Consider the following 21,343-nt stretch of genomic DNA (forward strand, 5'->3'; position numbering starts at 1 on the left):
GTCAGGCCTCCGTGATGTCGGCGCCGAGCCGCCGTAGCTGGCCGGTCAGGTCGGCGTAGCCGCGGGCCAGGTGGCTCATGCCGGCGAGGTGGGTGACGCCGGGTACGTGGAGCGCGGCGAGCAGCAGTACGGCGGCGGCCCTGAGGTCCCCGGCGGTCAGCCGGCGGCCGGGGACCGCGGCCGACCAGGGTCCGTGGACGCGGACCGAGGCGTCGCGGGCGTCGAGTTTGACGCCCAGTTCGGCGAGTTGGTCCGCGTACCCGAAGCGGCTGGCCCACACGGTCTCCCGGATCTTGGAGACACCCTCGGCGAAGCCGGCCAGCAGGGCGAGGAACGGCTGGCTGTCGCTGAACACACCGTCGCCGGAGACCACCACGTCCACCGGTGCCAGCGGCAGGGCGGCGGGGCCGACGGTGAGGGTGTCGGTGCCGGTCCGCAAGGGGATGCCGAGGGTGCGCAGCACGTGGAGTTCGGGGGCGAGGGCGTGCAGCGCGCGGTCCATGCCGGCTCCGGTGATGGTGATGCCCTCCGGGCTGAGGAGGGAGGCGCAACACCAGGTGACCACCTCGATGAGGTCGGGCGGCAGGGTGATCGCCGACGGCGCGGTGGGCAGGTCGGGCACCCCGTGGATCACCAGCCGTCCGTGGGCCGGTTCCTCGATGGCGACGCCGGCCTGGCGCAGCAGCGCGACCATGTCGAGGACGTCGGGCTTGCCGTAGACGTGATCGAGCACGGTGGTGCCGTCGGCCACGGCCGCGGCGAGGACGGCCACCTTGGTGGCGCCGGAGTGGTAGGGGCCGCTTCCGTAGTGGGTCCAGTAGTCGGCGAGGTCGAGGGCGCAGGCGCGTAACCGGCTCGCCCGTACCGTGAACCCGCCGTCGGCGAGGGTCTGTCCGCGCGCGCCGAACCTGCCGAGTACGTCCACGTAATGGGAGACCGGGCGCCTGCCGTCGGTGCCGTCGCCGATGCGGCAGCCGCCGGTGCCGGGCATGGTGACGGAGCCGAAGCGGGCCAGCAGCATCGGCGCCAGGTAGACCGAGCCGTGGATGGCCGCGCTCAGCCGCGGGTCCAGGGTGCTGGTGGTGATGGCGGACGGGTCCAGGGTGAGCGTCGTTCCGGTCAGCCGCGCGGAGCCGCCCAGCCGCTCGACGAGTGCGGCCAGCGTCCCGGTCTCGGCGATCGGCGGGCAGTTGCCGATGCGTGCCGTGCCCTGGCCCAGGCACGCCGCGGCCACCGTGGTGACCAGGGAGTGCTTGAAGCCGCCGGTGGTGACCGAGCCGTGCAGGGGGCGCCCGCCGCGCACCGTCAGCCGGTCGGCGGTGCGGACGGGGGTGGGGTGTCGGTGGTCGTGGCTCATCGGTGCTCCGTCTCGTGCAGTGCCCGGACCAGGTCTTCGACGTCGGGCTCGTTGATGGTGAGGTCGACGATGCGGGCCTGTTTGGTGATCTCCACGATGAGCCTGTCCGGTGACAGGTCCCGGCTGGAGAAGCTCAGCCACTGGCGGGGTCCATCGACCTTGGCGACGCTGGCGCCGGGTACCCGCAGCGGCGGGCGTGCCTCGGCCAGGTCGACCACGAGGGTGCGGGTCAGACCGTGTGCCACCAACAGCCTGCTGATGGAGTCGTCGCAGATCAGCCTGCCCTTGGAGAGCAGGATCAGCCGGGAGCACATGCGCTCCAGATCGGCCATGTCGTGGGTGGTCAGCACGATGGTGACCCCCTGTTCGCGGTTGAGTGCGGTGAGGAATCCGCGGATGCGTTCCTTGGCGATGACGTCGAGTCCGATGGTGGGCTCGTCGAGGAAGAGCACGTCCGGGAAGTGGAGTACGCAGGCGGCGAGTTCGCCGCGGATCCGCTGGCCGAGGCTGAGCTGTCGTACCGGTACCGGCAGCAGGGCGGCGAGGTCGAGTACGTCGACGAGTTCGGCGAGGCGTCGACGGTAGCCGGTGGCGTCGACCCGGTAGATGTACCGCAGTTGCTCGAAGGAGTCCCGCAGCGGCAGGTCCCACCACAGTTGGACGCGTTGGGCGGACATGGTGCCGATGCGGTGGGCGGTCTTCGCCCGTTCGCCGAACGGGTCGTGGCCGAGTACCCGGATGCGGCCGGCGGTGGGGGCCAGTACGCCGGTGAGCAGCTTGATGGAGGTGGACTTGCCCGCGCCGTTGGCGCCGAGGTAGCCGACGAACTCCCCGGCGGGGACGGTGAAGCTGAGGTCGTCCACCGCGGTCACCGCACCGCGTTTCCGGCGGAACGCGCTCGTTCTGGTGCGCACCGTGAAGGTGCGGGTGACGTGGCGCATCTCGATGGCGTCGGCCACTCAGCCTCCTGTGCTCCGATAGCGCCGGACGGACGTGCGCCACACGATCGCCGCGGCGCCGGCGGTCACGGCGGCGACCACGGGTGTGGCCAGCCGGACGGCGCCGGGCAGCCCCGCCGCGTCCGGCTTGCCGAGGACCCAGCACACCGGCAGGTACGACACGAACCCGATGGGCAGGACGAAGAGGACGAACGACCTCAGCCAGGCCGTGTAGACGTCGAGCGGATACTGGATGAGGAAGCTGGTGCCCGCGGAGAAGACACCGACGAGGCCCTCGGCGCCGTCGACCCAGAACGCGGCGGAGGCGGCCATGGTCCACAGCGACCCCATGATGACCGCCCCGCCGGCCACCGCCGACGCCAGCACCAGCAGCTTGCCGGGGGTCCACTGCGCCGGGGGGAACCGGATCATCACCACGGCGAGGACGACCGTCGCCTGGAGCAGGCGTCCCGCGCGGCGCAGCAGGAAGTCCGCCGCGAGCAGGTGCACGAAGGTCGGCCCCGGCCGGATGAGCAGGGTGTCGAACGAGCCGTCCCGGACCATCGCCGGAAGCTGGTCGAGGCTGCCCAGCACGATGTCGCACAGGGCGTAGGAGAGCGACGAGACGGCGTAGAGCAGTGCCACCTGGCCGGCGGTCCAGCCGCCGAGCCGGGTGATGTCGCCGAAGAGGATGACGATCGCGGCGAAGTCCAGGGCGGTGAAGGCGAAGTTGCCGGCGAGTGAGAGGGCGAAGCTGGTGCGGTACTGCATCTGGGACCGCACCTGTACGCCCGCCAGTCTGAGGAAGAGCCTGATGGTGGTCACGGCTCAGCCGCCCTGCACGACGACGCGGCGGCGGGCGACGGCGAGCAGCCACCGTCCGGCGGCCAGCAGGAACAGCGCCCACGCGGCCTGCCCGGCCAGCGCCCCGGCGGTGCCGGCGCCGCTGTCGTGTCCGGTGAAGACGTCCACGGGCACCTGGATGATGGAGGGGAACGGGGTGGCGGCGGCCAGCGTCCGCAGCCAGCCGGGGAAGAAGCCGGTCGGCATGACGAAGCCGGACAGCAGGTTGACCAGGATGACCGCGATCAGCGCCACCCCCCGGTAGTCCAGCAGCCAGAACGAGGACAGGCTGTACAGGAAGCGGAACAGGGTGCTCACCACGACCGCGAGGCCGACGCTGGTGAGGAACGCAAGCCAGGTCAGCGGGTCCGCCGGTCCGGTCAGCCCGAAGAAGGCCCAGCCGACCAGTATCGGCGGCACACCGCGGTGGAGCAGGTGGTACCAGGCGCGGCCCAGGTCGGCGGCGAGGTACGCGGACTGCAGGTGCACCGGCCGGACCAGGTCGGCCACGATCTGCCCGGTGCGCACGCGGGTGGCCAGTTCGGAGTCGCCGTAGACGCGGACCACGGTCATCAGTCCCTGCACCAGCCATACGTAGGTGACGGCCTGGGCGACGTGGTAGCCGCCGATCCGCCGTGGGCCGGCGTACACGCCGTGCATGACGGCGGTGCGGACCACGCCGAACAGCACGGTGGTGCCGAGGCCGATCAGGGACGCCTTGGCGTAGACGGCGTAACGCCGGTATCCGTAGCGGGCCAGGACGGCGTGGGCGCGCAGGCGCGCGGCGGGGCTATCCGTGGGTGCGCTCATATGCCTTGACGGTGGCGCGTCGGAAGAACCGGTGGATCTCGTTCCTGGTCGCCCGTCCGGCGACGATGGCGTCGACGGCCTCGCCGAAGGTCTGCCGACGGTCGGGCAGCGCCATGTCGTCGGCCGGGTCGACGAGGTGTCCGGCGTGTGCGGCGAACTCGGTGTTGCCGCGCAGCCAGCGCTCGATCGGCTTGTGTTCGTTGGTCGTCGGGACGGCGACGCGGGAGGGGGCGAGGCGTGGCTGCCGGCGTGCCAGGAGGGTGTCGTAGAAGCGATTGCCGACGCGCCAGGCGTTGGGCAGGTCCAGGGCGCACTCGAACACGTCGATGTCCTCGAAGACCGAGTGATGGGGGATCTTCCCGAGGGTGTGGAACAGTCCGCACTGTTTGACGGACATGCTCATGCTGTGGAAGTTGAAGCCGCGCCGGCGCTGGACGGACGAGCCCCCGAGGGCGGCCAGTTCCTCGGTGATGTCGGTGACGATCCGCTCGGTGGCGGTCGGCTCCGGTGGTTCCTTGGCGAGTTCGCGGAGCAGGTCGGCTGCGATGGTGCGGTCGTCCTGCGGGCCGTCCTCGGGCTGGTGTCCCTTGTCGCTCAGCAGGTGGTCGCCGAGCCGGCCGGAGAGCAGGGTGCCGGAGCCGGCCACCAGGGTGTCGCGTCCGGGGAGGTATTTGCACCACTCCAGGTCGGCCAGCGGCTGGTGGCGCAGTGCGCGCTCGAAGTACCGGGACAGTTCGCCGTGGTGTCCGGTGAACTCCAGTGGTACGTCCCAGATGTGGGCGACGTGTTCGGCCGCGCGGGCCGCGGTGCTGTCGCGTTCGCCGAAGAAGTAGCCGGTCAGTTCCATGCCCGCGGCGAGGCAGGCGGCGCCGGTGACCCGGGAGTCGTGTCCGCCGCTGACGCCGAGGAGCGCGGGTCGGTGGCGTTCGGTGTGCGCCGCGATCCGCCGTCCGGCCTGCGTGATCAGGTGCCAGCACCGGTCCACGGCCTCGTCGAAGTCGCGTGCCGTCGGCTCGAAGTGGTACCGCCAGCTGCGTTCTCTGCGCACCGTGCCGCCGTCGAACGTCAGCAGGGTGCCCGGGGGGAGGCGCCGTACCCCTCGGGCGAACGTGCGGCCGTTCACCGTGGCCCCGAGCACCCGGAACGCGTCGGCCGCGTGCTCGTCCAGGCGTCGGGCCGAGGCGGGGATCCGGGGCAGCAGCGCGGCGAAGTCGTCACCGACGGCGACGCGGCGCACCGCGCGGTCCGGCCCGTCGATCCAGGCGTAGAGGTCGGCCACGCCCAAGTGGTCGTTGAACGCAAGCAGTTGGGTGCCGCCGGGGGTGGAGCGCAGGTACGCGCCTGCGTACCGGCCCTTCACCGCGGCCCAGTCGGCCGTGGTTCCCGCGTCGGCGGCGGCGCGCAGCATCCGCAACAGGCGCGGCGGGGTCATGCCGCCGTCGGGGTGGAGCACGCCGTCGAGGACGAGCAAATCGTGGCCGTCGCGGCCGAGGAGGGTGGCCCGGTCGTCGGTCGCCACCCGCAGGCCCGGCAGGCCGTGGGTGTCGGCGTCTTCGTCACTGACCACTGAGAACATCGCTCCCCCTGACGTCGTCACGGTGAGCGGGGGACGTCTTCCGTACCGCCGCGAGGTATGCCTCGGCCTCGGCCGGTGTACGCAGCCGTACCACGGTGCCGTCGAACCGGGCGAGCATGCGGCGTTCCTGTTCGCGGCGGGTGCGGAAGTCCAGCAGCACCTTCATCGCGGGGTGCCGGCGGCTCAGCAGGCCGCGCCAGGTCTCGCGGTTGCCTGCCCACAGGACCTCCCCGGTGAGCAGGCGGTGCGCGGTGCGGCGCAGGACGCGGCCGAGCACCACGCGTCGGGGAAGCTCCAGCCAGATCGCGGTGTCGGCGGCGGTCCACAGCCGGGGCAGCACGTCCGGGTAGGCGGTCGAGTCGGCGATCCAGCCGTCGGTCGCGGTGAGCGCGGCGACGTCGTCGGCGAAGGAGGGCCGTACGCCCCAGCGGGGGCCGTGCCGCAGCGCGTCGAGTTCGACGTGGCGCAGGCCCAGGTGGTGTGCGAGCGCCCCGGCCAGGGTCGACTTGCCGGCGCCGCAGATCCCGACCACGAGTACGTTGCGCATCTCACCCCCGTCCCGGGCCGGTGGCCGTGTCGTGGGGCCGGGCGAAGTGCACCAGGAGGGTCTTGCGGTCCTGGGATCCGGCGCCGGTGACCGGGGGGACGGCGTGCCAGGCACGGTCGGTGCGGACCATGAGCACGGAGTTGCCGGCGAGGGGGAAGACCTCGTCGCTCCAGTCGTCGATGTCGGCGGAGCGCAGCACCCGCAGCGAGCCGGACCACTCCGGGCGCCAGGCGGGGTTGAGGTAGAACAGATGGGTCACCACCTTGTCCGGGCGGTCGACGTGGGGTTCGATCCAGCAGTTCTCCGCATAGCGGACGAGCCGGATGTCCAGGACGGTCCCGGTCAGGTCGGCCCCGGTCGCGGCGGTGACGGCGGCGCGGTAGGCGGGGCCGGTCAGTTCGCTGAGGAGGGTCCGCCAGCGCGGGGAGAGAGCGGCGATGTTGTCCTGGTCGGGTGTCCCGAACCTGACGAGCTGGTAGTTGTACGACCGGTAGCGTTTGCCGCCCGGTGCGGCGGCTTCGCGGGCATCGTAGTGGAAGCCTTCCACGGGGAACTCTTCGGCCAGCGCGTGCTGTTGGCCGGCGAAGCTGTCGTGGAGCACGGCGTGCGGATAGGGCTCCGTGGACAGCGGTGCGGAGCCGATGGCCGCGAGGTTGAGCAGGGGCATATCAACTCCTCGTGCGGGCGGGGAGGGCGGCCAGGACGTCGGTCACCCGGCGCACGGCGGACTTGCTGGGGGTGGCGATGCGCAACCCGCCGGAGAAACCGGGCACGTCACGCAGCAGCCGGGTACGGATGCCGCCTTCCAGCAGTGCCGCGTACGCGCGCTCGGCGTCGTCGGGTCCGGCGTCGAAGGCCACGAAGTTCGCCTGGGTGGGCCGCGCCGACCAGCCCGGCAGTGTCTCTTCGACGGCGCGGGCCAGCTCCGCCCGGGCCGTGCGCACCTCGGCCCGCGCCGAGCGGAACACCTCGGGCTCGGCGAGGGCGCGTTCCAGCAGCGCCAGGCTGAGGTGCGACAGCATGCCGTCCGGTGACCACCTTGCCAGGTAGTCGATGATCGGCGCGGGTGCCAGCACCGCGCCGATCCGGGCGCCGGCGAGGCCGTGGCTCTTGGAGAAGCTGTTGATCCGCACGGCGTTGTCCCACGCCGGAAGCTCCCGCACGGTGGACTCCCCGTCCCGCGCGTAGGCGAGGTAGCAGGTGTCGACCACCAGGACGCTGCCGTGCCGGTGGGCGGCGGCGACCGCCCGGGTGAGCTGCGCGCGGGTGTACGACTGGCCGGTGATGCTGTCGGGCTGGGTGATCACCAGCACCGCCGGCGGCCCGGACCGCAGCCGCTCGATCAGCGGGTCGACGTCCATCGGGGCCCGGTGCGGCATGTCGACGCCGTCGAGGCGGAAGCCGAAGCGTACGGCGCAGGTGCTCCAGCTATCGAAGTGCGGCCGGGCGACGACCAGGCGTCCGGCCGGGGCGGCGAGCGCCTCGGCCACCAGGTGGATGGCGTGGTCGGAGCCCGGGGTGAGCAGCGCCCGCGCCGGATCCTGGCCGAAGTGGGCGGCGACCGCGTCACGGGCCGGGCCGGTCAGCGGGTATTGGACGACGGTGGCGGGGTCGAGGCGGCCGAGCTGGTCGGCGTACCACCGCTCCACGGCGGGGTGCAGCAGCTCGCAGCTCTTGAGGTTGAGCTGGCCGGGTACGTGGTCGCGGCGACGGGGCCGCAGGGCCCGCATGGCGGGCGTCGTGGGGAACCACTCCGCCAGCGGGCGGTCCGGGGCGGGTGGCGTCATGACCGGGTACCCGCCGTCGAGCCGGCTTCGCGCCGCTCCGGGACCAGTTCACCGACCCGGGTCACGTGGCGTTCCCGGCCGAAGACGATGTCGTAGGCCCGTTGCCGCTCGGCCGGGTCGGGGACAGCGCCCTCGGGGAGGATCTGCCGGTTGTGCAGCGAGATGGCGTCGGCGGTCATCCCCGGGCGCAGCAGTTCGTGCGGGCTGTACATGGTGGGCCGGACGCGTCCGCCCAGGGCCCGGACCCGGGCGACGGCGGCTTCCGCGTCCGCGACGGTGGTGCCCGGCAGTCCGACGATCACGAAGCAGTTCAGCTCGATCCCGGCCCGTTCACACCAGGCGGCGAGCGCCTCGACGTCGTCCTCGCCCTTGCGTTTCAGCCGGGGCAGGGCCGGGTGTCCGGACTCGGCCAGGGTCTCCACGCCCACGCTGACGCGGACGCATCCGCTGCGTCCCATCAGCGCCACCAGGTCCTCGTCCAGGTGGTGCACGGTGGTGGCGCACTTCCACGGGTAGCGGGCGCCGCGTTCCACCAGGCGCTCGCAGAGCCGGGTGGTCCAGGACCGGTCGAGGGTGAACGTCGGCGCGTAGAAGGCCACGTACTCGAACGGGAGCGTGGCGAAGGACTCCTCGATGTACGCCACCACCTGCTCGACCGAGGCACGCCGGTCGGGCCGGCCGAAGACCGCGGGGACCTCGCAGTAGGCGCAGCTGACCGGACAGCCCCGCGCCGCCGGGACGACCAGCTCGCGGCGGCCGGGGATGCCGCAGAACTTGTTGCGGTCGTCCCGGTACAGCCAGTCGTAGGCGTCGTAGGGGATCTCGGAGACGTCGGGCATCACCCAGTCCGCGGCGGTGAGCACGGCGCCGGGCGCGGCGGGCGGGGTCCACTCGCTGTCCGTGCGCAGCCACACCCCGGGCACGGTGCCGGGACGTGGCGGGCCGCCGTCACCGACGGCGCGGACGAACGCCGCCACCGCGGGCTCGTAGTCGCCCGGGCCGACGATGGCGTCGAGGTCGAAGTCGGTGAACAGCTCCGGGCGCAGGCCGCTGAGCCGGCCGAACGTCACCAGACGTGCCTCCGGGGCCAGTTGCCTCGCGTAGGTGGTGAAGCGGGTCAGCCCGTCCACCCCGTCGAGGTCGTTGCTGATCGCCACCACGTCGTAGCCGCCCTGGTGGAGGCGGTCCCCGACCTCCTTCCAGGTGAGGGATTCCACGGAGGCGTCGAGGGTGTCGACCTGGCCGACGTCGGGCAGGCGGCGCAGGTAGCCGGCCACGCTGTAGAGGAGGTTGTGGTGTCCGGCGTTGAAGTAGCTGAGGATCTGGGGCGGCCAGATCACGAGGACGCGCAGGGCGGGCATGGCCGTCAGTTCCTTGCTGTCGCGGGCGGTCGGGGCTGGTCGGCGGGGGCGGTGGTGGTGTTCCGTTCGACCGTGCGCAGCGCCGCGCGGACGGCTCGGGCCACCGTGTCGAGTTCCTCGTCGGTGATGCCGGGGAACAGGGGGAGGGACAGGCACTGCCGCGCCAGTGCCTCGGTCTCCGGCAGTCCGCCGGGCGGGGTACGGAGGGCACTGAACGGCCGCAGTTGGTGCACCGCCCGCGGGTAGTGGACGCGGGTGTCGACGCCGTGTTCGGCCAACTCGGCGCGCAGAGCGTCCCGTTGCGGGTGGCGGACCACGTACAGGTGGTGGGCGTGTCCGGCAGCGGGGGACGTGGTGGGCAGGGTGAGGCCGGTGTCGCGCAGGGATCCGCGGTAGCGGTCGGCGGCCCGCCGCCTCAACCGGGTCCAGTGGTCGAGGTGGGGCAGCTTGGCGGCGAGCACGGCGGCCTGGAGGGTGTCCATCCGCCAGTTGTGGCCGGCCGTCACCACCTCGCCGTCCTCCCGGCCGTGGTCGCACAAGCTCCGGGCGCGCCGCGCGAGTTGCGGGTCGTCGGTGACGAGCGCTCCGGCGTCCCCGAAGGCACCGAGGTTCTTCGACGGGTAGAAGCTGAAGCAGGTCACGTCCGCGTAGGACGCGACGGGCCGGCCGTCCCAGGTGGCTCCGTGCGCGTGGGAGGCGTCGGCGATCACCGGGATCCCGTGTCCGGCGCCGATCGCGGCCAGTTCGCGCGGATCGGCCGGGTGGCCGTAGAGGTGGACGGGGAGGATGGCCCGGGTGCGAGCCGTGACCGCCGCCCGCACCTGGTCCGGCCGGGCGGTGCCGGTGACCGGGTCGACGTCCACGAAGACCGGTGACGCGCCGGTGTGCGTGATCGCCTCCGCCGTGGCGACGAACGTGGCCGAGACGGTGACCACCTCGTCGCCGGGGCCGCAGCCGGCGGCGGCCAGCGCGCACTGCAACGCGCTGGTGCCCGAGGAGGTACCGACGCAGTGCGCGACGCCGTTGTACTCGGCGAACCGCCGCTCGAAGGAGCCGATCGCACGACCCTGGACGAAGTCGCCCGCCGTGATCGCGTCGTCGACGGCGGCCCGCAGGGTGTCCATGGGCGCGCTGCGTGCCAGGTCGTTGAAGGGGACCCGGCCGCCGGCCGGCGTATCGGGCGTCGTCACAGGTGGCTCCTCCGGTCGCGGGGCCTGTCCGGGCTCAGGGGTAGATGTACGGGTCGGACCGGTCGGACCGCCGCAGCCGTGCGCGGGTGCGACGGGACCTGACGAACCGTCCGATGCGTTCGGCGCCCTTGCGGTCGTGGCGTCTGAGTGCCCGGACGCCGCCGAGCACGGGAAATCCGGCCGCGGTGAGCCGTTCGTGGCCGACGCTCTCCAGACCCGCGGGGTCGATCCGGTCGGCCAGTTCGGTGGCCCACAGCCGGTGCCCGGTCTCGTTGGGGTGCTGGACGTTGAGGGTGTGGGGCCGGCGGCGCAGGAACTCGGCCATGGTCGGTCCGGCCGGGTCGTGGCGGAGGAAGACCGGGCCGGTGAGGGTTTCCTGCACGCAGGTGCCCCGCAGGTGCCGGGGCAGCCCGGGGGTGACGATCGCGTCGAAGAAGACATGGGCGATGCCGTGCTGTTCCAGAAAGGCGTGGAGGGAGGCGACCTGGGTGGCGTACCGCTGCTCGGCCTCGTCCTGGCAGACGGCGGTCCTGCGGTAGGCCGTCACGAGCCGGTCCAGCGCGCGGATGTCGTACGCGTGGTGGGGCACGACCTGCCGGTAGTCCCCCGCGACGTGGAACTCGCGGCGGGCCGGGTGCGTCCACCCTACGGCGACCAGCAGCGCCCCGCGTGGCAGCCCCTCCTTCAGCCAGCGCGCGACGAAGTCGACCGTCGTGCGCAGGACGCGGTCGTTGGAGCCGCTGGGCATCGCGTCGTTGTACGTGCCGTCGGCGTCGAGCAGCGCGTGCAGCCGCCCCGGCCAGCTGTAGCGCCAGCGGTATTCGTGGTCCTGGCAGACCCCCGTGGCCGGGTCGTCGGCCAGTTCCGAACCGTAGGTCATGGAGCAGCCGTTGGCGTAGACGTACACCGTCCCACCGCCTTCCCGAGCGCGTCAGAAAACCGGGACCTGGTATTCGCGGGCGAAGTCCTGGGCGTCCTGCCAGGTGTTGACCAGTGGCCGGCCCCTGATGTTGAGGCTCGTGTTGAGCAGCATCGGGCAGCCGGTGCGCTGCAGGAAGAGCGAGATCACCTCGTGGAGCAGCGGGTTCTGCTCGCGCCGCAGGGTCTGCACCCGGCTGGTGCCGTCCACGTGGCACACCGCCGGGTAGGCGTCGGGCTCGCGGCAGGCCACCACGTACTGCATGTAAGGGGCCTCGCGCACCGGCATGTCGAAGAGCTTGTCGGCGTACTCGGCGAGGACGACCGGCGCGAACGGCCGGTAGCGCTGGCGGCGTTTGACGGCGTTGACGCGGTCCTTGGCGGCCGGGTCCCGCGGGTCGGCGAGGAGGCTGCGGTTGCCCAGGGCCCTGGGGCCGTACTCGGCACGCCCGTTGGCCAGTCCGACGGCCGATCCGGTGAGCAGGGCGTCGACGATGCGCGCGGGATCGGTACGGCGCCGGATGTCGTGTCCGAGGTAGGGCCCCTCCCACGGGATGAACCGGCGGGTGTGGGCGGCCAGCGCGCCCAGCGCGGAGCCGGCGTCCCCGGGGTTGGGCGGGATCCAGATGTCGTCGAAGAGGCCCATCGCCGCCAGCTTCCCGTTGAACAGGCAGTTCAGCGCGACGCCACCGGTGTAGACGAGGTTGGGGGACGGGATGGTGCGGGCGACCCAGCGGAAGAGGCCGGTGAGGAAGTCCTCCAGTACGGCCTGGGCGCTGCTGGCCAGGTCGGGGGCGTGGGTGAGTTCGGGATGCCATCGTGGGCCGAGGCCGCGGTGCAGACCGCGTTTGAGCGCGAAGTCCGGCGGCTCGCGGTCGGCCAGGAGTTCGTCCTGGAGGAGTGCGCGGTGGCGGGGCGTTCCGTACCCGGCCATGCCCATGAGGATGTATTCCTCCTCGTTGGGCTTGAGCCCGACGCGTTGGGTGAGGGCCGAGTAGAACAGGCCGAGGCTGTGCGGGTAGCGGACGGAACGCACTTTTCTCAGCCGGCGGCCACGGGCGTGCCAGACGGTCAGCGTGTCCCATTCCCCGATGGCGTCGACCACGACGACCGCGGCCTCGCGGAAGGGGGAGGTGAAATAGGCGCCGGCGGCGTGCGAACGATGGTGGGAGACGAAGTGCACCGGCTTTCCGCGTAACGCGGGAAAGCGCTGGAGATACCGTTCGGGACCCGGCCTCAAGGCCGCGGAGAGGTTTCCCGACCGCACCTGCCGGAGTCTTTTCAGCAAAGGGTGTTCGTAGTAGACGACGCCCTCGACATCGTCGACGTGACGCAGGGCGTCGTCCAGCAGCGCGCCGTTCAGGAGAGGGTCGTTCTTCTTACGGCTGTATCTTTCGCTGTGCGACGCGAAAACGATCCGGCCGTCCCGGAGGACGGCCAGTCCCGCGTCGTGCGCGAGACAACTGACACCTAAGAGAGCCACACGCAAATTCCCATCGCCGGACTGCGTCTCTGGTGCTCTTCCGTCAAGCCCGTGTACGTGCCATTGAGATGTACACGGAGCACGACTGTGTCCAGGCTAGGCGTTGCCGGCGGATCGGCACAGGCCCATTCTCGGACATCAGCCGCGGCCGGGCGGGCGGTGGGCCTCGGCCCGGGCCCGGGCGAGCGTGGCCGTGATGAAGGCGGTCTTCCCCTCGGTGTAGGCGGAACGGTCGTCGCGGTGGCGGAGCGCCAGGTCACGCTTGAGTTCGGCGTAGCGCCGCACGCTCTCCGGATGGGTGCGCAGGTAGTCGCGGAAAGCGAGGTGGCGGGCGAGTTCGGGGCTGTCGGCGGCGCAGACGTACAGATGGTGTTCCGGCGCGTCCTCGGGGGCGGAGAAAGCCTCTCGGCCGGTGATGCCGAGGTCTCCCTCGTGGAGGTATCCCAGAGGGCGCAAAGCGGCCACGACCTCGGCCAGATCCGCCCCGGCCGGGATGACCACGTCCATGTCCACAACGGGTTTGGCGGGCAGTCCGGGAACCGCCGTGCTGCCGATGTGCTCGACCCGCAGGACCAGTGGCCCCAGCCTGTCCTGAAGAGCGGCCGAAAGCTGCCGGAAAATCAGCGGCCAGCGCGGGTCGTACTCCACGATCTCGACCGGCTGGGGCATGTGGGCACCTTCCTCGACGACGTCGGTCCGGCGTTTTTCCGGAACGCTTCCGGATGGCCGGGAAAAGCCTTGTACCGCCTTGCTGTCCGCAGTCTACTCCCGCACAGTCGGCCGAATGATCCGGCCCGTACCCCGCCGGGCTCCCGTGCTGAAGTCGCGCCATCGTGGCAGGCGTCGTTTCCGGGGAGCCGTTTCCGGGGCATCGTTTCCTGGGCACCGATTTCCGGGACACCTTTTTCCGGGCGGTATGCCCGCGCCGGGGCGGATACCGCGGTACCGCGGATACCGCTTCACCACGGATTCGGAGGAGCGTCTTGGAGGCAGAGCGCGTCGCGGTGGTAGGCGGAGGGATATTCGGTTCGACGGCGGCGGTGGAGCTGTCCCGGATGGGGTGTTCGGTGGTGCTCTTCGAACGTGCCTCCACGTTGCTGTCGTCGGCGAGCCGGGCCAACCAGCGCCGGCTGCACCGGGGTTACCACTACCCACGGGGGATGGACACCGTCGCCGCGGTGATGCGTGCCTTCGGTGCCTTCAAGGCCGAGTACGGCGCCGCCATCCACCACGGATCGGCCCACTACGTGGCCATCGCCAGGAGGAACAGCCTGGTGTCGGCGGAGCGGTACCTCGCCTTCTGCGACGGTGTCGGTCTGCCGTACCGCGAGGAGTACCCGCCGTTCCTGCGGCGGTCCGCGGTGGAGCTGTCGGTGCGCATCTCGGAGGCGCACATCGACGTCGACGAGCTGCGCCGGCTGTGTGCGGCGAAGCTGGCCGCCTCGGGCGTCGAGGTACGGCTGGGGACGCGGGCGGACCGGCGTTCCCTGCGGGGGTTCGACCAGGTGGTGCTGGCCACCTACTCCGCCATCAACGACATCCACCCGGGGCCGGTGTCCGCCCTGCCGGAGTACCAGTTCGAAGTCTGCGAGAAGCCGCTGGTCGAGCTTCCGCCGATGTACCTCGGTCACAGCCTGGTCGTGATGGACGGCCCCTTCATGTGCCTGGACCAGGTCGCTGGCACCCGCAACTTCCTGCTCGGCAACGTCGATCACGCCATCCACGCGACGACGGTCGGGCCGTACCCCCTCGTCCCCGGACCGCTCATGCGCTACGTCAACTCCGGCCTGATACGCCGCCCGACGGTGACCCGCTTCCCCGACTTCCAGCGTTTCGCCCACGAGTTCGTGACCGGCTTCGGCGAGGCGCACCACCTGGGCTCCTACTTCACCGTACGGGCGGTCCTGCCGCATGTGGAATCCACCGACGACCGCCCTACCCTGGTGCGGCGGCTCGACGAACGCACCGTCGCGTTGTTCGGCGGGAAGATCGCCACGTGTGTGGCCTCCGCCCGGCAGGTCGCCGGACTCCTGCGCGAGGACCCCGTTCCGTCCCTCCGGGGCCGCTGAGCCGTTCAGCCACGGTCCGGGCGGCACGGCGCGGGACGGGTCCGGGTGGCGTGGACGGAGCCGAGTAGACGGAGGGTGTGGGCGCTGCCGCTGCCGGGTTCGCGTGGTGGATGACGAGTTGCTGGCCCGGGGTCTCCCGTACGTCGAACGCCTGGTCGTCGAGAGTGAGGGGGCCGACGTCGGGGTGGCGCAACCGCTCGGCCTCGTGCGTCTTGCCGCGCACGGGGTGGGCGGCCCGCAGCGGGCGAACTCCGCGCTGTGGGCGGTGAGGGGCGCCACGGCCGCAAGGTGGGGCTCACCTGGCCGGGCACGCGGGCGGCGGGTTCGTCGGGCACGGTGCCGGCGAGTCGGTACAGGTGGGCCCGGAGGCGCGGTGGGCGGCTGAGCGCGTCGAGCACCTGGGCCGAGGGATGGCGTTCCCCGTCAGGCTTCCTCGGAGACGAACGCCCGGCGTCCCTCGCGGCCGACCGCGGGTCGGCGGACCTGGATCCCGGTGGCGTCCAGGCGCAGCTCGATCCCTTCGGCCCGCGCATAGGCGAACACGTCCGCCGGCGTCTTCAGAGGCAGGCCGGGCCGGTCGTCCCCTGTCGAACGTCGCCGCATCACGCTCGTGCCGCTCTGGAGTTGACCACCGCACATCAGTGTTGTCATCATTGATGACAACACTGATGATGGAGAGGGTGGGGCGATATGGCTGTGGGCAAAGGCCGGGCGGTGCGGTTGTCGCCGGAACTGATCGTGGAGGCGGCCGTGCGGATCGCGGCGCGGGCGGAGCCGGACGGGCTGACCGGACGGGTTCTGGGGGAGGAACTGGGGGTGGACCGGTCGGCGGTGTGGCGGCATTTCGCGGACCGGGACGCACTGTTGCTGGCTGTGGGTGATCGGCTGCTGGCCATGGCCGTGGAGCGGGTGCCCGACAGTCTGGAGCCGCGGGAGATGCTGCAGGAGCTGGCCCGCTCCCTGGTAGAGGTCTTCGAAGCCCACCCGTATGTCGGTGCGGCCGTCGCGTGCCGGACCACCCGCGGCCCGGGGGAGTTCGCCGCGATGGAGATGATGCTCGCGGCGCTGGAGGAGATCGGTCTGGACGAGGGCAGTGTGGCCCGGTACCAACGGATGCTCGCCGATACCGTGTTGGCGTACGCCGGCATGCGGGCCGGGTACGCCGCACTCCCACGGGAAGTGCGCGCCGCCGACGAGCACGCCTGGGCCGGGGCATACGCCACCATCTCCCCCGAGCGCTATCCGGCCATCACCGCGTACCTGCCCCACTTGGCCGCGCAGGACGCCGACGCCGTCTTCCAGACGCTGATGGAGGCGTTCTGGCTGGCCGTCGACGCCACCGCCCGCACCACTCCCAAGGACGCCGATGTCTGACCACGACCCTGCCGAGGAAGCCGCCGACGAGGCTGCCGGCACGGACCGGAAAGCCCCGCAGGGCAGCGGCCCCGAGCCGGCAGTGCACCACCGACCCGCTCCCGCCGCCGGCCCCGCCACCCGCGTAGCCGCGCCGACCGACCACACCCCGGCCGCCCCTGCGAAGCCGCGGGCACGGCGCGCACTACGGCGCACGCTCATCGCGCTGCCGGTGGCCCTTGGCGTGCTGGTGGCCGGCTCCTACATGGCCACCGCGCTGCTCGACATCCCCTCCCCGCCCACGCTGGCCCAACTGCTGACCACCGAGCCCTCGCGACAGGGCGACCTGTTCGCCACCCGCACGATCCCCGCCTCGGCCACACCGGCACCCCTGCCCGTTCACGACGAGCCGCTTCCTGCCACCGTGCCATGGAAGGGCGAGCGGATGCCGACCGGGCAATTCCTGGCCACCACCCACACCAACGCCTTCCTCGTCCTCAGGAAGGGCCGACTGACCCACGAGTGGTACCGCGACGGGGTGGGCCCCACCACCCGCCTGTCCTCCTGGTCGGCCGCCAAGTCGGTGGTGTCCCTGCTCACCGGGCAAGCCATCGAGCAGGGCAGACTCCGTGAAGGCGACCGGCTGGTCGACATCCTGCCCCAGCTCGAGACCGGCGGCACCTACGACGCCATCACGGTGCGCGACCTGCTGGACATGACCGCGGGCGTGGACGTCCCGGAGAACTACAACGAGTACTACCCGCTGACCGGCACCGCCCGGATGTACCTCACCCGTGACCTGCCGGCCTTCGCGCACGACCATCGCGACGTGCAGTTCCCGCCGGGCAGCCAAGGCGCCTACCGCAGCATCAACACCGAACTCCTCGGCCGGGTCCTGGCCAAGGTCCAAGGCAGACCACTGGCCGGCCTCCTGGCAGAGAACATCTGGGCACCGATGGGAGCACAGGACAGCGCCACCTGGAACCTCGACCACGACGACGGCAACGAGAAGGCCTTCTGCTGCATCAACGCCACCGCCCGCGACTACGCCAAGCTCGGCCAGCTCGTCCTGGACAACGGCCGCGCCCAGGGCAGACAGATCATCCCCCTGGCATGGATCAAGCGCATCGCCACCCCGGCACCCCACGAAGTCGACGGCTGGGGCTACTCCGCACAGTGGTGGCATCCCCCCGGCGGCAACGGCAAGGACTACTCCGCCCTCGGCGTGTACGGGCAGTACATCTACGTCGACCCCGCAAGCAGGACCGTCATCGTGAAACTCAGCGACCACGGCGACCAGCAAGACGAACAGGAGACCTTCGACGCCCTGCGCGCCATCGGCCCAGTCCAGGTGACCTGGGCCTGCCTACCTGCCAGCGGTACCCCCAGACCTATCCGCGCGAGTCCTTGATACCGATACCTCACCAGCGCTCCCATGTCTCTTCCGAGGAGGTTCTCCCCGGGATCACAGGCTCCCCGGCGTCACCGCAGAAGCTGCTGCTGGGCCGCCGCGGCGCCGCCGGTAGGCTGCGCATGGTTACCCGGACGACACCGCTGCGCGCGGCCGACCGGTATGAGATCGCCCGGCGCGTGACGCCCGGCGGGCCGGAGCACCCGTGGCACGGCCACCGCCTCAGGGGTCGCACGCTGGGGCGGTGGGTCAGTCTCGTTCGGACCGGGTGCGCTCCTGGCGTTGACGTGCGCTCCAGTCGGTCGGCGGGTACGTCGCCTGCGGAGCTGCGAGGGCCACCTCGATCGCGATCGTGGTCTCCGTGTCGAAGAAGCCGAGGTCTCGGACCAGCTCCATCGCCCCGACGGTGGCTTCGCCGAGCGGACGTGCCATGCGGTCCGCGCCGGAGGGGAAGGACACCGGGTTCCGTGCCAGTGCGAGCGCCCGGTCGGCTCGGTCATCGAGGCCGAGGACGCAGTAGCCGGCGGCCATGACAACCTGTTCGAGTGCCGTGGACATCGCGCGGGCGAGGTCCGTGACGCCGTGCAGCGTCTGTGCGGGGCTGCCCGCGATGGCGTCGTACGGGGTCGGACCGTGCTGTTGTTGCAGGTGTCTGCGCTCGGTCTCCAGCAGCGAATGTGCCTCCTCCAGCGCATGGGCGACACGCGCCAGCTCGGTCAGGTCATGGGACATCCCGCTTCCTTCCTGTCGACTGGCCCGACTGTAGGAGTGATTGTCTCGGTCGTGGAGGCTGTCCCACATATTCGGCCGGATGGAGTGATCGGCGGTCGAACCGTGAATGCAGGGGGTGAGGGCGATGCGTGACTCTTCGCCCCGCCGGATCTCCGCTGACCGCGACGCTCCCGTCCGGCAGGCGATCAATCCGTTTTCCCGGCGGAGCACCGGCTCGACCAGGTCGTCCCGTCCACGGACATGACCGGGCGGACGGTCGTCTACCGCGCTGAGGGGCGCGATGAGCACAGTCGGCTCGGTGTCCTGCCGCCCGAGGTCGCCGTGACACGGCCTGGCAGTCTCCCGTCCAGCCATCGCGTCGACCCCGCCGCACCGCACGCGACGGCCAGTAGATCCCCTCACCCTTGAAGGTGCCCCTGAACCGCGACTTCCCGCTCGACCGGACCCCGGCGGCCTGCTGGGTCGGCCCCCGCCACCTGGACGGCGACGACGGTCGCCTCTACGACACCGACACCCTCACCGCTCTGGGCTCGACGGAGCCGGACGAGGCACCGGAGGACCGGCAGGTGGTGCCCAGCACCGTCCTGCATCTCAGCCCGGACACCCTCCGGTGGGGCCAGTGGGTCCTGGCGGTACGGGAGCGATGGACGCGACCTTTACCACCCACTTCAGCTACGGCACGGTGCCGCCCCTCGTCCAGGACGGCGGCCCGCACGTGTTCACAGGTGACGTGGGGGAGGAGCCTGACGGGCGGGGCGTGGGCCGAACCCGTGCTCGGCGGGCGGTGCCTGTGGGTAGCCTCCTTTAGCTCCACCGCCCCGGTCCTGCGCCGGGTCCTCCCGGAGAGCACCCAGGACCGGCTCCTGCGGGCTCCGGCCGTCTGACAGCCCAGGCGGATGCGGGCGGTGCGCAGGTGGCCGGGCCGGGAACCCGCAGGACGCGTTCCTCGACGCCGCGCGCGCTGCCGGGCGGCGGGTCCTGGTCGTCGACGACGGCGGACTGCTGGCACGCGGCTACGGCGCACTCGGCGCGCCGCGCACCGTGGACGCCGCTCTGGAGCTGACCGTCAGCGGCATCAAGCGCATCGCCGCCGCGGGCTCCCTCGCGATCCCCGTACTGAACCTGGCCCGCTCCCAGGTCAAGTCCCGTCCGGGCCAGGCTCAACGAACGGCCAGGAGGCCGTACAGAAGGGGGATCCGCGGCTCGGGCAGCCGCCACCAGCCGGAGTCCGTACGGACCATCCGCGGCCAGCGCGGCCAGGGAAGCTCGTCGCTCTCCCGTAGTCGCCGGACGCCCATTCCCGCATCCGTCAACGCGTTCACGACCTCGCCTATCCCGTGCATCCACTCGTAACTGTCCGTGGCGCCCTCGACGGCCGGGCCGTCGGTGTAGGTGTAGGTGGCGTCCCGGTGCACCGGACCGGAGCCTCCCAGGTAGTCGTGGCGCAGCAGCAGTTCCGGTCCCTCACCCGGACCCGGTTTCGGGCCGAGCGCGTTGAGCAGCGGGTGGAACTCCACGACGTACAACCGGCCGCCCGGCCGCAGAAGCCCGGCCACGACATCCGCCCACCGGTCGAGGTCGGGCAGATAGCACAGGGCGCCCTTGCCGGTGTAGACGACGTCGAACCGCCGGCCCCCGAGTGCCGCCACGGCGTCGTACACGTTGGCCTGGACGTAGGTGACGTCGAGGCCCGACTTCGCGGCGAGGTCCCGCGCGGCCGTCACGGACGCCGCCGAGAAGTCCAGGCCGACCGCCCGGGCTCCACGCCGGGCGAAGGCGAGCGTCTCCGTGCCGAGGTGGCACTGGAGGTGCAGCACGTCCCGGCCGGACAACTCGCCGAGGTCCTCCCACTCATACGCGGCGAACCAACGCTCCGGATGCAAGTCCTCGTCCAGGCCGTAGAACCGGCTGGTGACGTGGACCGGGGTGCGGGCGTCCCAGTTCGCCTGGTTGGCGCGCATCAGCCGCGCGTGCTCGGCGGAGGTCATGAGGACATCCAACCGCGCCCCGGCCACGCGCGGGGGAGGAAAACCGGAAAAGTGCCGTGCCAGGTGTCGATTCAGCCGGTTCCCGTTCGTCGGTGGGGGTGCAGGAAGCTGCTGAGGTCCATGCGACGCCCAGCCACCCGACAACTCGGGAGCCAGGCCGCCAGGGACCACGAGAACGGGCGCGTCCCACGGGGCGGTTCGCGCGTCAGGCAGCACACCACCGTCACGCACAACCACGGCACAGCCCGAGCCGCTCTGCGCCGCTGTTCCGCCTGTCCGTCGACGTGCTGGTGTCAGCCGGTGGTAGGCAATTTCCGGCGTCTGGCGGACAGTGCCCGTCTCAAGCCTCACCATGGAGGCCATCGGAGCAGTGCTCCGTCTGGCCCGCCGACCGGGACAACCCGGCCGGGTGGTCGGACGAGGGCAGGACCGGCTCGAAGTCCGACTGTCTCGCTCGTATCGAGGACGTGTGGACCGACATGCGTCCGCTGAGCCTGCGTCGTCGCCTGTGGGCGGGCGAACAGGACGGACGGAACGGATAGGACGCACCGGTGGCGGAGGGCGCCGACCGGGCGGGCCGGCTTCCGGTCCGGCACCGCACCCGCCGTACCCCGGACCAGGGAAGGCGAGGCCGCCTCCGGCGCTGCCGCCCATGACGACGACACGGCGGGGGTCGACGCCGAGTGCGTCGGTGTGGTCCGTCAGCCACCGCAGACCGGCGTAGCAGTCCTCGACCGGTGCCGGGTCGGGGTGCTCGGGTGCGAGGCGGTACTCGACGCTGACGGCGACGACCCCCCCGCGACGAGCGCGGCGAGACGGGGGACGTCCTGGTGGCGGTGGCCGCTGATCATGCCGAAGGCCAGGGTGTGGGCCAGGCCGGCCCCGGGGGCGCGTGCCAGGAGGTCGGAGCCGAGCTTGGTGTGTCACGCAGGGAGCGGGGCCGGTGCGGGCTGTGTCGCCTGTCCCGGCCCCGCTCATGA

The 21,343-nt window shown here is 71.7% G+C and carries 19 protein-coding genes and 4 pseudogenes; 5 read left to right on the top strand and 18 right to left on the bottom strand.

What is annotated here, in order from left to right; genetic code table 11:
* Position 1: 1 nt before the first annotated feature.
* The 13 genes from ACZ4SV_RS31685 to ACZ4SV_RS31745 all read right to left on the bottom strand — a co-directional run bounded on the left by ACZ4SV_RS31685 (position 2) and on the right by ACZ4SV_RS31745 (position 13,479).
* Positions 2-1,357, bottom strand: a complete 1,356-nt coding sequence (locus ACZ4SV_RS31685) for a hypothetical protein (protein WP_468008482.1) — start codon at positions 1,355-1,357, stop codon at positions 2-4.
* On the bottom strand, positions 1,354-2,316 hold the full coding sequence (locus tag ACZ4SV_RS31690; RefSeq protein WP_468008486.1) for an ABC transporter ATP-binding protein: 963 nt from the start codon (positions 2,314-2,316) through the stop codon (positions 1,354-1,356). The genes ACZ4SV_RS31685 and ACZ4SV_RS31690 overlap by 4 nt, the downstream gene beginning before the upstream one ends.
* Positions 2,317-3,120 carry an ABC transporter permease gene (locus ACZ4SV_RS31695; protein ID WP_468008491.1) on the bottom strand — a complete coding sequence of 268 codons (804 nt, stop codon included), beginning with the start codon at positions 3,118-3,120 and terminating at the stop codon, positions 2,317-2,319.
* Positions 3,121-3,123: 3 nt separating this feature from the next.
* Positions 3,124-3,948 (bottom strand): ABC transporter permease, encoded by an 825-nt coding sequence (locus ACZ4SV_RS31700; RefSeq protein ID WP_468008497.1) that lies wholly within the window; start codon positions 3,946-3,948, stop codon positions 3,124-3,126.
* Positions 3,929-5,515 (bottom strand): hypothetical protein, encoded by a 1,587-nt coding sequence (locus ACZ4SV_RS31705; RefSeq protein WP_468008501.1) that lies wholly within the window; start codon positions 5,513-5,515, stop codon positions 3,929-3,931. The genes ACZ4SV_RS31700 and ACZ4SV_RS31705 overlap by 20 nt, the downstream gene beginning before the upstream one ends.
* The gene (locus ACZ4SV_RS31710) at positions 5,505-6,071 is read right to left on the bottom strand and encodes a P-loop NTPase family protein (protein WP_468008505.1); all 567 of its coding nucleotides are present in this window, start codon (positions 6,069-6,071) and stop codon (positions 5,505-5,507) included. The genes ACZ4SV_RS31705 and ACZ4SV_RS31710 overlap by 11 nt, the downstream gene beginning before the upstream one ends.
* A gap of 1 nt (position 6,072) precedes the next feature.
* Positions 6,073-6,738 (bottom strand): 2OG-Fe(II) oxygenase, encoded by a 666-nt coding sequence (locus ACZ4SV_RS31715; protein ID WP_468008508.1) that lies wholly within the window; start codon positions 6,736-6,738, stop codon positions 6,073-6,075.
* A 1-nt stretch (position 6,739) separates the two neighbouring features.
* Positions 6,740-7,858, bottom strand: coding sequence for an aminotransferase class I/II-fold pyridoxal phosphate-dependent enzyme (locus ACZ4SV_RS31720; protein WP_468008513.1), 1,119 nt, complete (start codon positions 7,856-7,858; stop codon positions 6,740-6,742).
* Positions 7,855-9,219 carry a B12-binding domain-containing radical SAM protein gene (locus tag ACZ4SV_RS31725; protein WP_468008517.1) on the bottom strand — a complete coding sequence of 455 codons (1,365 nt, stop codon included), beginning with the start codon at positions 9,217-9,219 and terminating at the stop codon, positions 7,855-7,857. The genes ACZ4SV_RS31720 and ACZ4SV_RS31725 overlap by 4 nt, the downstream gene beginning before the upstream one ends.
* 5 nt (positions 9,220-9,224) lie before the next feature.
* Positions 9,225-10,409: a DegT/DnrJ/EryC1/StrS family aminotransferase gene (locus ACZ4SV_RS31730; RefSeq protein ID WP_468008522.1), complete on the bottom strand. Its 1,185-nt coding sequence runs from the start codon at positions 10,407-10,409 to the stop codon at positions 9,225-9,227.
* Between the two features lie 34 nt (positions 10,410-10,443).
* Positions 10,444-11,316, bottom strand: a complete 873-nt coding sequence (locus ACZ4SV_RS31735) for a DUF6071 family protein (RefSeq protein WP_468008525.1) — start codon at positions 11,314-11,316, stop codon at positions 10,444-10,446.
* Between the two features lie 24 nt (positions 11,317-11,340).
* Positions 11,341-12,810: a carbamoyltransferase family protein gene (locus ACZ4SV_RS31740; RefSeq protein ID WP_468008528.1), complete on the bottom strand. Its 1,470-nt coding sequence runs from the start codon at positions 12,808-12,810 to the stop codon at positions 11,341-11,343.
* 138 nt (positions 12,811-12,948) lie between these two features.
* Positions 12,949-13,479 carry a GrpB family protein gene (locus ACZ4SV_RS31745; protein WP_398213735.1) on the bottom strand — a complete coding sequence of 177 codons (531 nt, stop codon included), beginning with the start codon at positions 13,477-13,479 and terminating at the stop codon, positions 12,949-12,951.
* Between the two features lie 314 nt (positions 13,480-13,793).
* Here ACZ4SV_RS31745 and ACZ4SV_RS31750 point away from each other — a divergent pair, with 314 nt between their 5' ends.
* On the top strand, positions 13,794-14,879 hold the full coding sequence (locus ACZ4SV_RS31750) for an FAD-dependent oxidoreductase (protein ID WP_468008535.1): 1,086 nt from the start codon (positions 13,794-13,796) through the stop codon (positions 14,877-14,879).
* 145 nt (positions 14,880-15,024) lie between these two features.
* Here the strand turns inward: ACZ4SV_RS31750 and ACZ4SV_RS31755 are convergent.
* A pseudogene (locus ACZ4SV_RS31755) lies at positions 15,025-15,102 on the bottom strand (hypothetical protein); the annotation flags it as partial.
* A gap of 212 nt (positions 15,103-15,314) precedes the next feature.
* Positions 15,315-15,461, bottom strand: a pseudogene (locus tag ACZ4SV_RS31760) (transposase family protein); the annotation flags it as partial.
* 108 nt (positions 15,462-15,569) lie between these two features.
* Here ACZ4SV_RS31760 and ACZ4SV_RS31765 point away from each other — a divergent pair.
* Positions 15,570-16,253, top strand: a complete 684-nt coding sequence (locus ACZ4SV_RS31765; RefSeq protein ID WP_468008538.1) for a TetR/AcrR family transcriptional regulator — start codon at positions 15,570-15,572, stop codon at positions 16,251-16,253.
* Entirely contained in the window at positions 16,246-17,643 is a 1,398-nt protein-coding gene (locus tag ACZ4SV_RS31770; RefSeq protein WP_468008542.1) for a serine hydrolase domain-containing protein, read from the top strand. The genes ACZ4SV_RS31765 and ACZ4SV_RS31770 overlap by 8 nt, the downstream gene beginning before the upstream one ends.
* 249 nt (positions 17,644-17,892) lie before the next feature.
* Here ACZ4SV_RS31770 and ACZ4SV_RS31775 read toward each other — a convergent pair whose 3' ends face one another.
* On the bottom strand, positions 17,893-18,375 hold the full coding sequence (locus ACZ4SV_RS31775; RefSeq protein WP_468008545.1) for a hypothetical protein: 483 nt from the start codon (positions 18,373-18,375) through the stop codon (positions 17,893-17,895).
* Positions 18,376-18,779: 404 nt separating this feature from the next.
* On the opposite strand from ACZ4SV_RS31775, the pseudogene ACZ4SV_RS31780 reads away from it, so the two are divergent.
* A pseudogene (locus ACZ4SV_RS31780) lies at positions 18,780-19,259 on the top strand (hypothetical protein).
* 276 nt (positions 19,260-19,535) lie between these two features.
* Here the strand turns inward: ACZ4SV_RS31780 and ACZ4SV_RS31785 are convergent.
* Complete coding sequence (locus tag ACZ4SV_RS31785; RefSeq protein WP_468008809.1) at positions 19,536-20,363, bottom strand: class I SAM-dependent methyltransferase; 828 nt, start codon at positions 20,361-20,363, stop codon at positions 19,536-19,538.
* A gap of 290 nt (positions 20,364-20,653) precedes the next feature.
* On the opposite strand from ACZ4SV_RS31785, the gene ACZ4SV_RS31790 reads away from it, so the two are divergent.
* On the top strand, positions 20,654-20,905 hold the full coding sequence (locus ACZ4SV_RS31790) for an MbtH family protein (RefSeq protein ID WP_468008813.1): 252 nt from the start codon (positions 20,654-20,656) through the stop codon (positions 20,903-20,905).
* A 94-nt stretch (positions 20,906-20,999) separates the two neighbouring features.
* On the opposite strand, the pseudogene ACZ4SV_RS31795 reads toward ACZ4SV_RS31790, so the two are convergent.
* Positions 21,000-21,341: pseudogene (locus ACZ4SV_RS31795) on the bottom strand (alpha/beta hydrolase); the annotation flags it as partial.
* Between the last annotated feature and the right edge of the window lie 2 nt (positions 21,342-21,343).

The organism is Streptomyces sp. NPDC027672, assembly GCF_055566335.1.

Coding starts and splice junctions, on each gene's coding strand:
- ACZ4SV_RS31685 (WP_468008482.1), bottom strand. CDS start 1,357: ATGAGCCACGACCACCGACACCCCACCCCCGTCCGCACCGCCGACCGG.
- ACZ4SV_RS31700 (WP_468008497.1), bottom strand. CDS start 3,948: ATGAGCGCACCCACGGATAGCCCCGCCGCGCGCCTGCGCGCCCACGCC.
- ACZ4SV_RS31710 (WP_468008505.1), bottom strand. CDS start 6,071: ATGCGCAACGTACTCGTGGTCGGGATCTGCGGCGCCGGCAAGTCGACC.
- ACZ4SV_RS31715 (WP_468008508.1), bottom strand. CDS start 6,738: ATGCCCCTGCTCAACCTCGCGGCCATCGGCTCCGCACCGCTGTCCACG.
- ACZ4SV_RS31720 (WP_468008513.1), bottom strand. CDS start 7,858: ATGACGCCACCCGCCCCGGACCGCCCGCTGGCGGAGTGGTTCCCCACG.
- ACZ4SV_RS31725 (WP_468008517.1), bottom strand. CDS start 9,219: ATGCCCGCCCTGCGCGTCCTCGTGATCTGGCCGCCCCAGATCCTCAGC.
- ACZ4SV_RS31745 (WP_398213735.1), bottom strand. CDS start 13,479: ATGCCCCAGCCGGTCGAGATCGTGGAGTACGACCCGCGCTGGCCGCTG.
- ACZ4SV_RS31765 (WP_468008538.1), top strand. CDS start 15,570: ATGGCTGTGGGCAAAGGCCGGGCGGTGCGGTTGTCGCCGGAACTGATC.
- ACZ4SV_RS31770 (WP_468008542.1), top strand. CDS start 16,246: ATGTCTGACCACGACCCTGCCGAGGAAGCCGCCGACGAGGCTGCCGGC.
- ACZ4SV_RS31775 (WP_468008545.1), bottom strand. CDS start 18,375: ATGTCCCATGACCTGACCGAGCTGGCGCGTGTCGCCCATGCGCTGGAG.
- ACZ4SV_RS31785 (WP_468008809.1), bottom strand. CDS start 20,363: ATGACCTCCGCCGAGCACGCGCGGCTGATGCGCGCCAACCAGGCGAAC.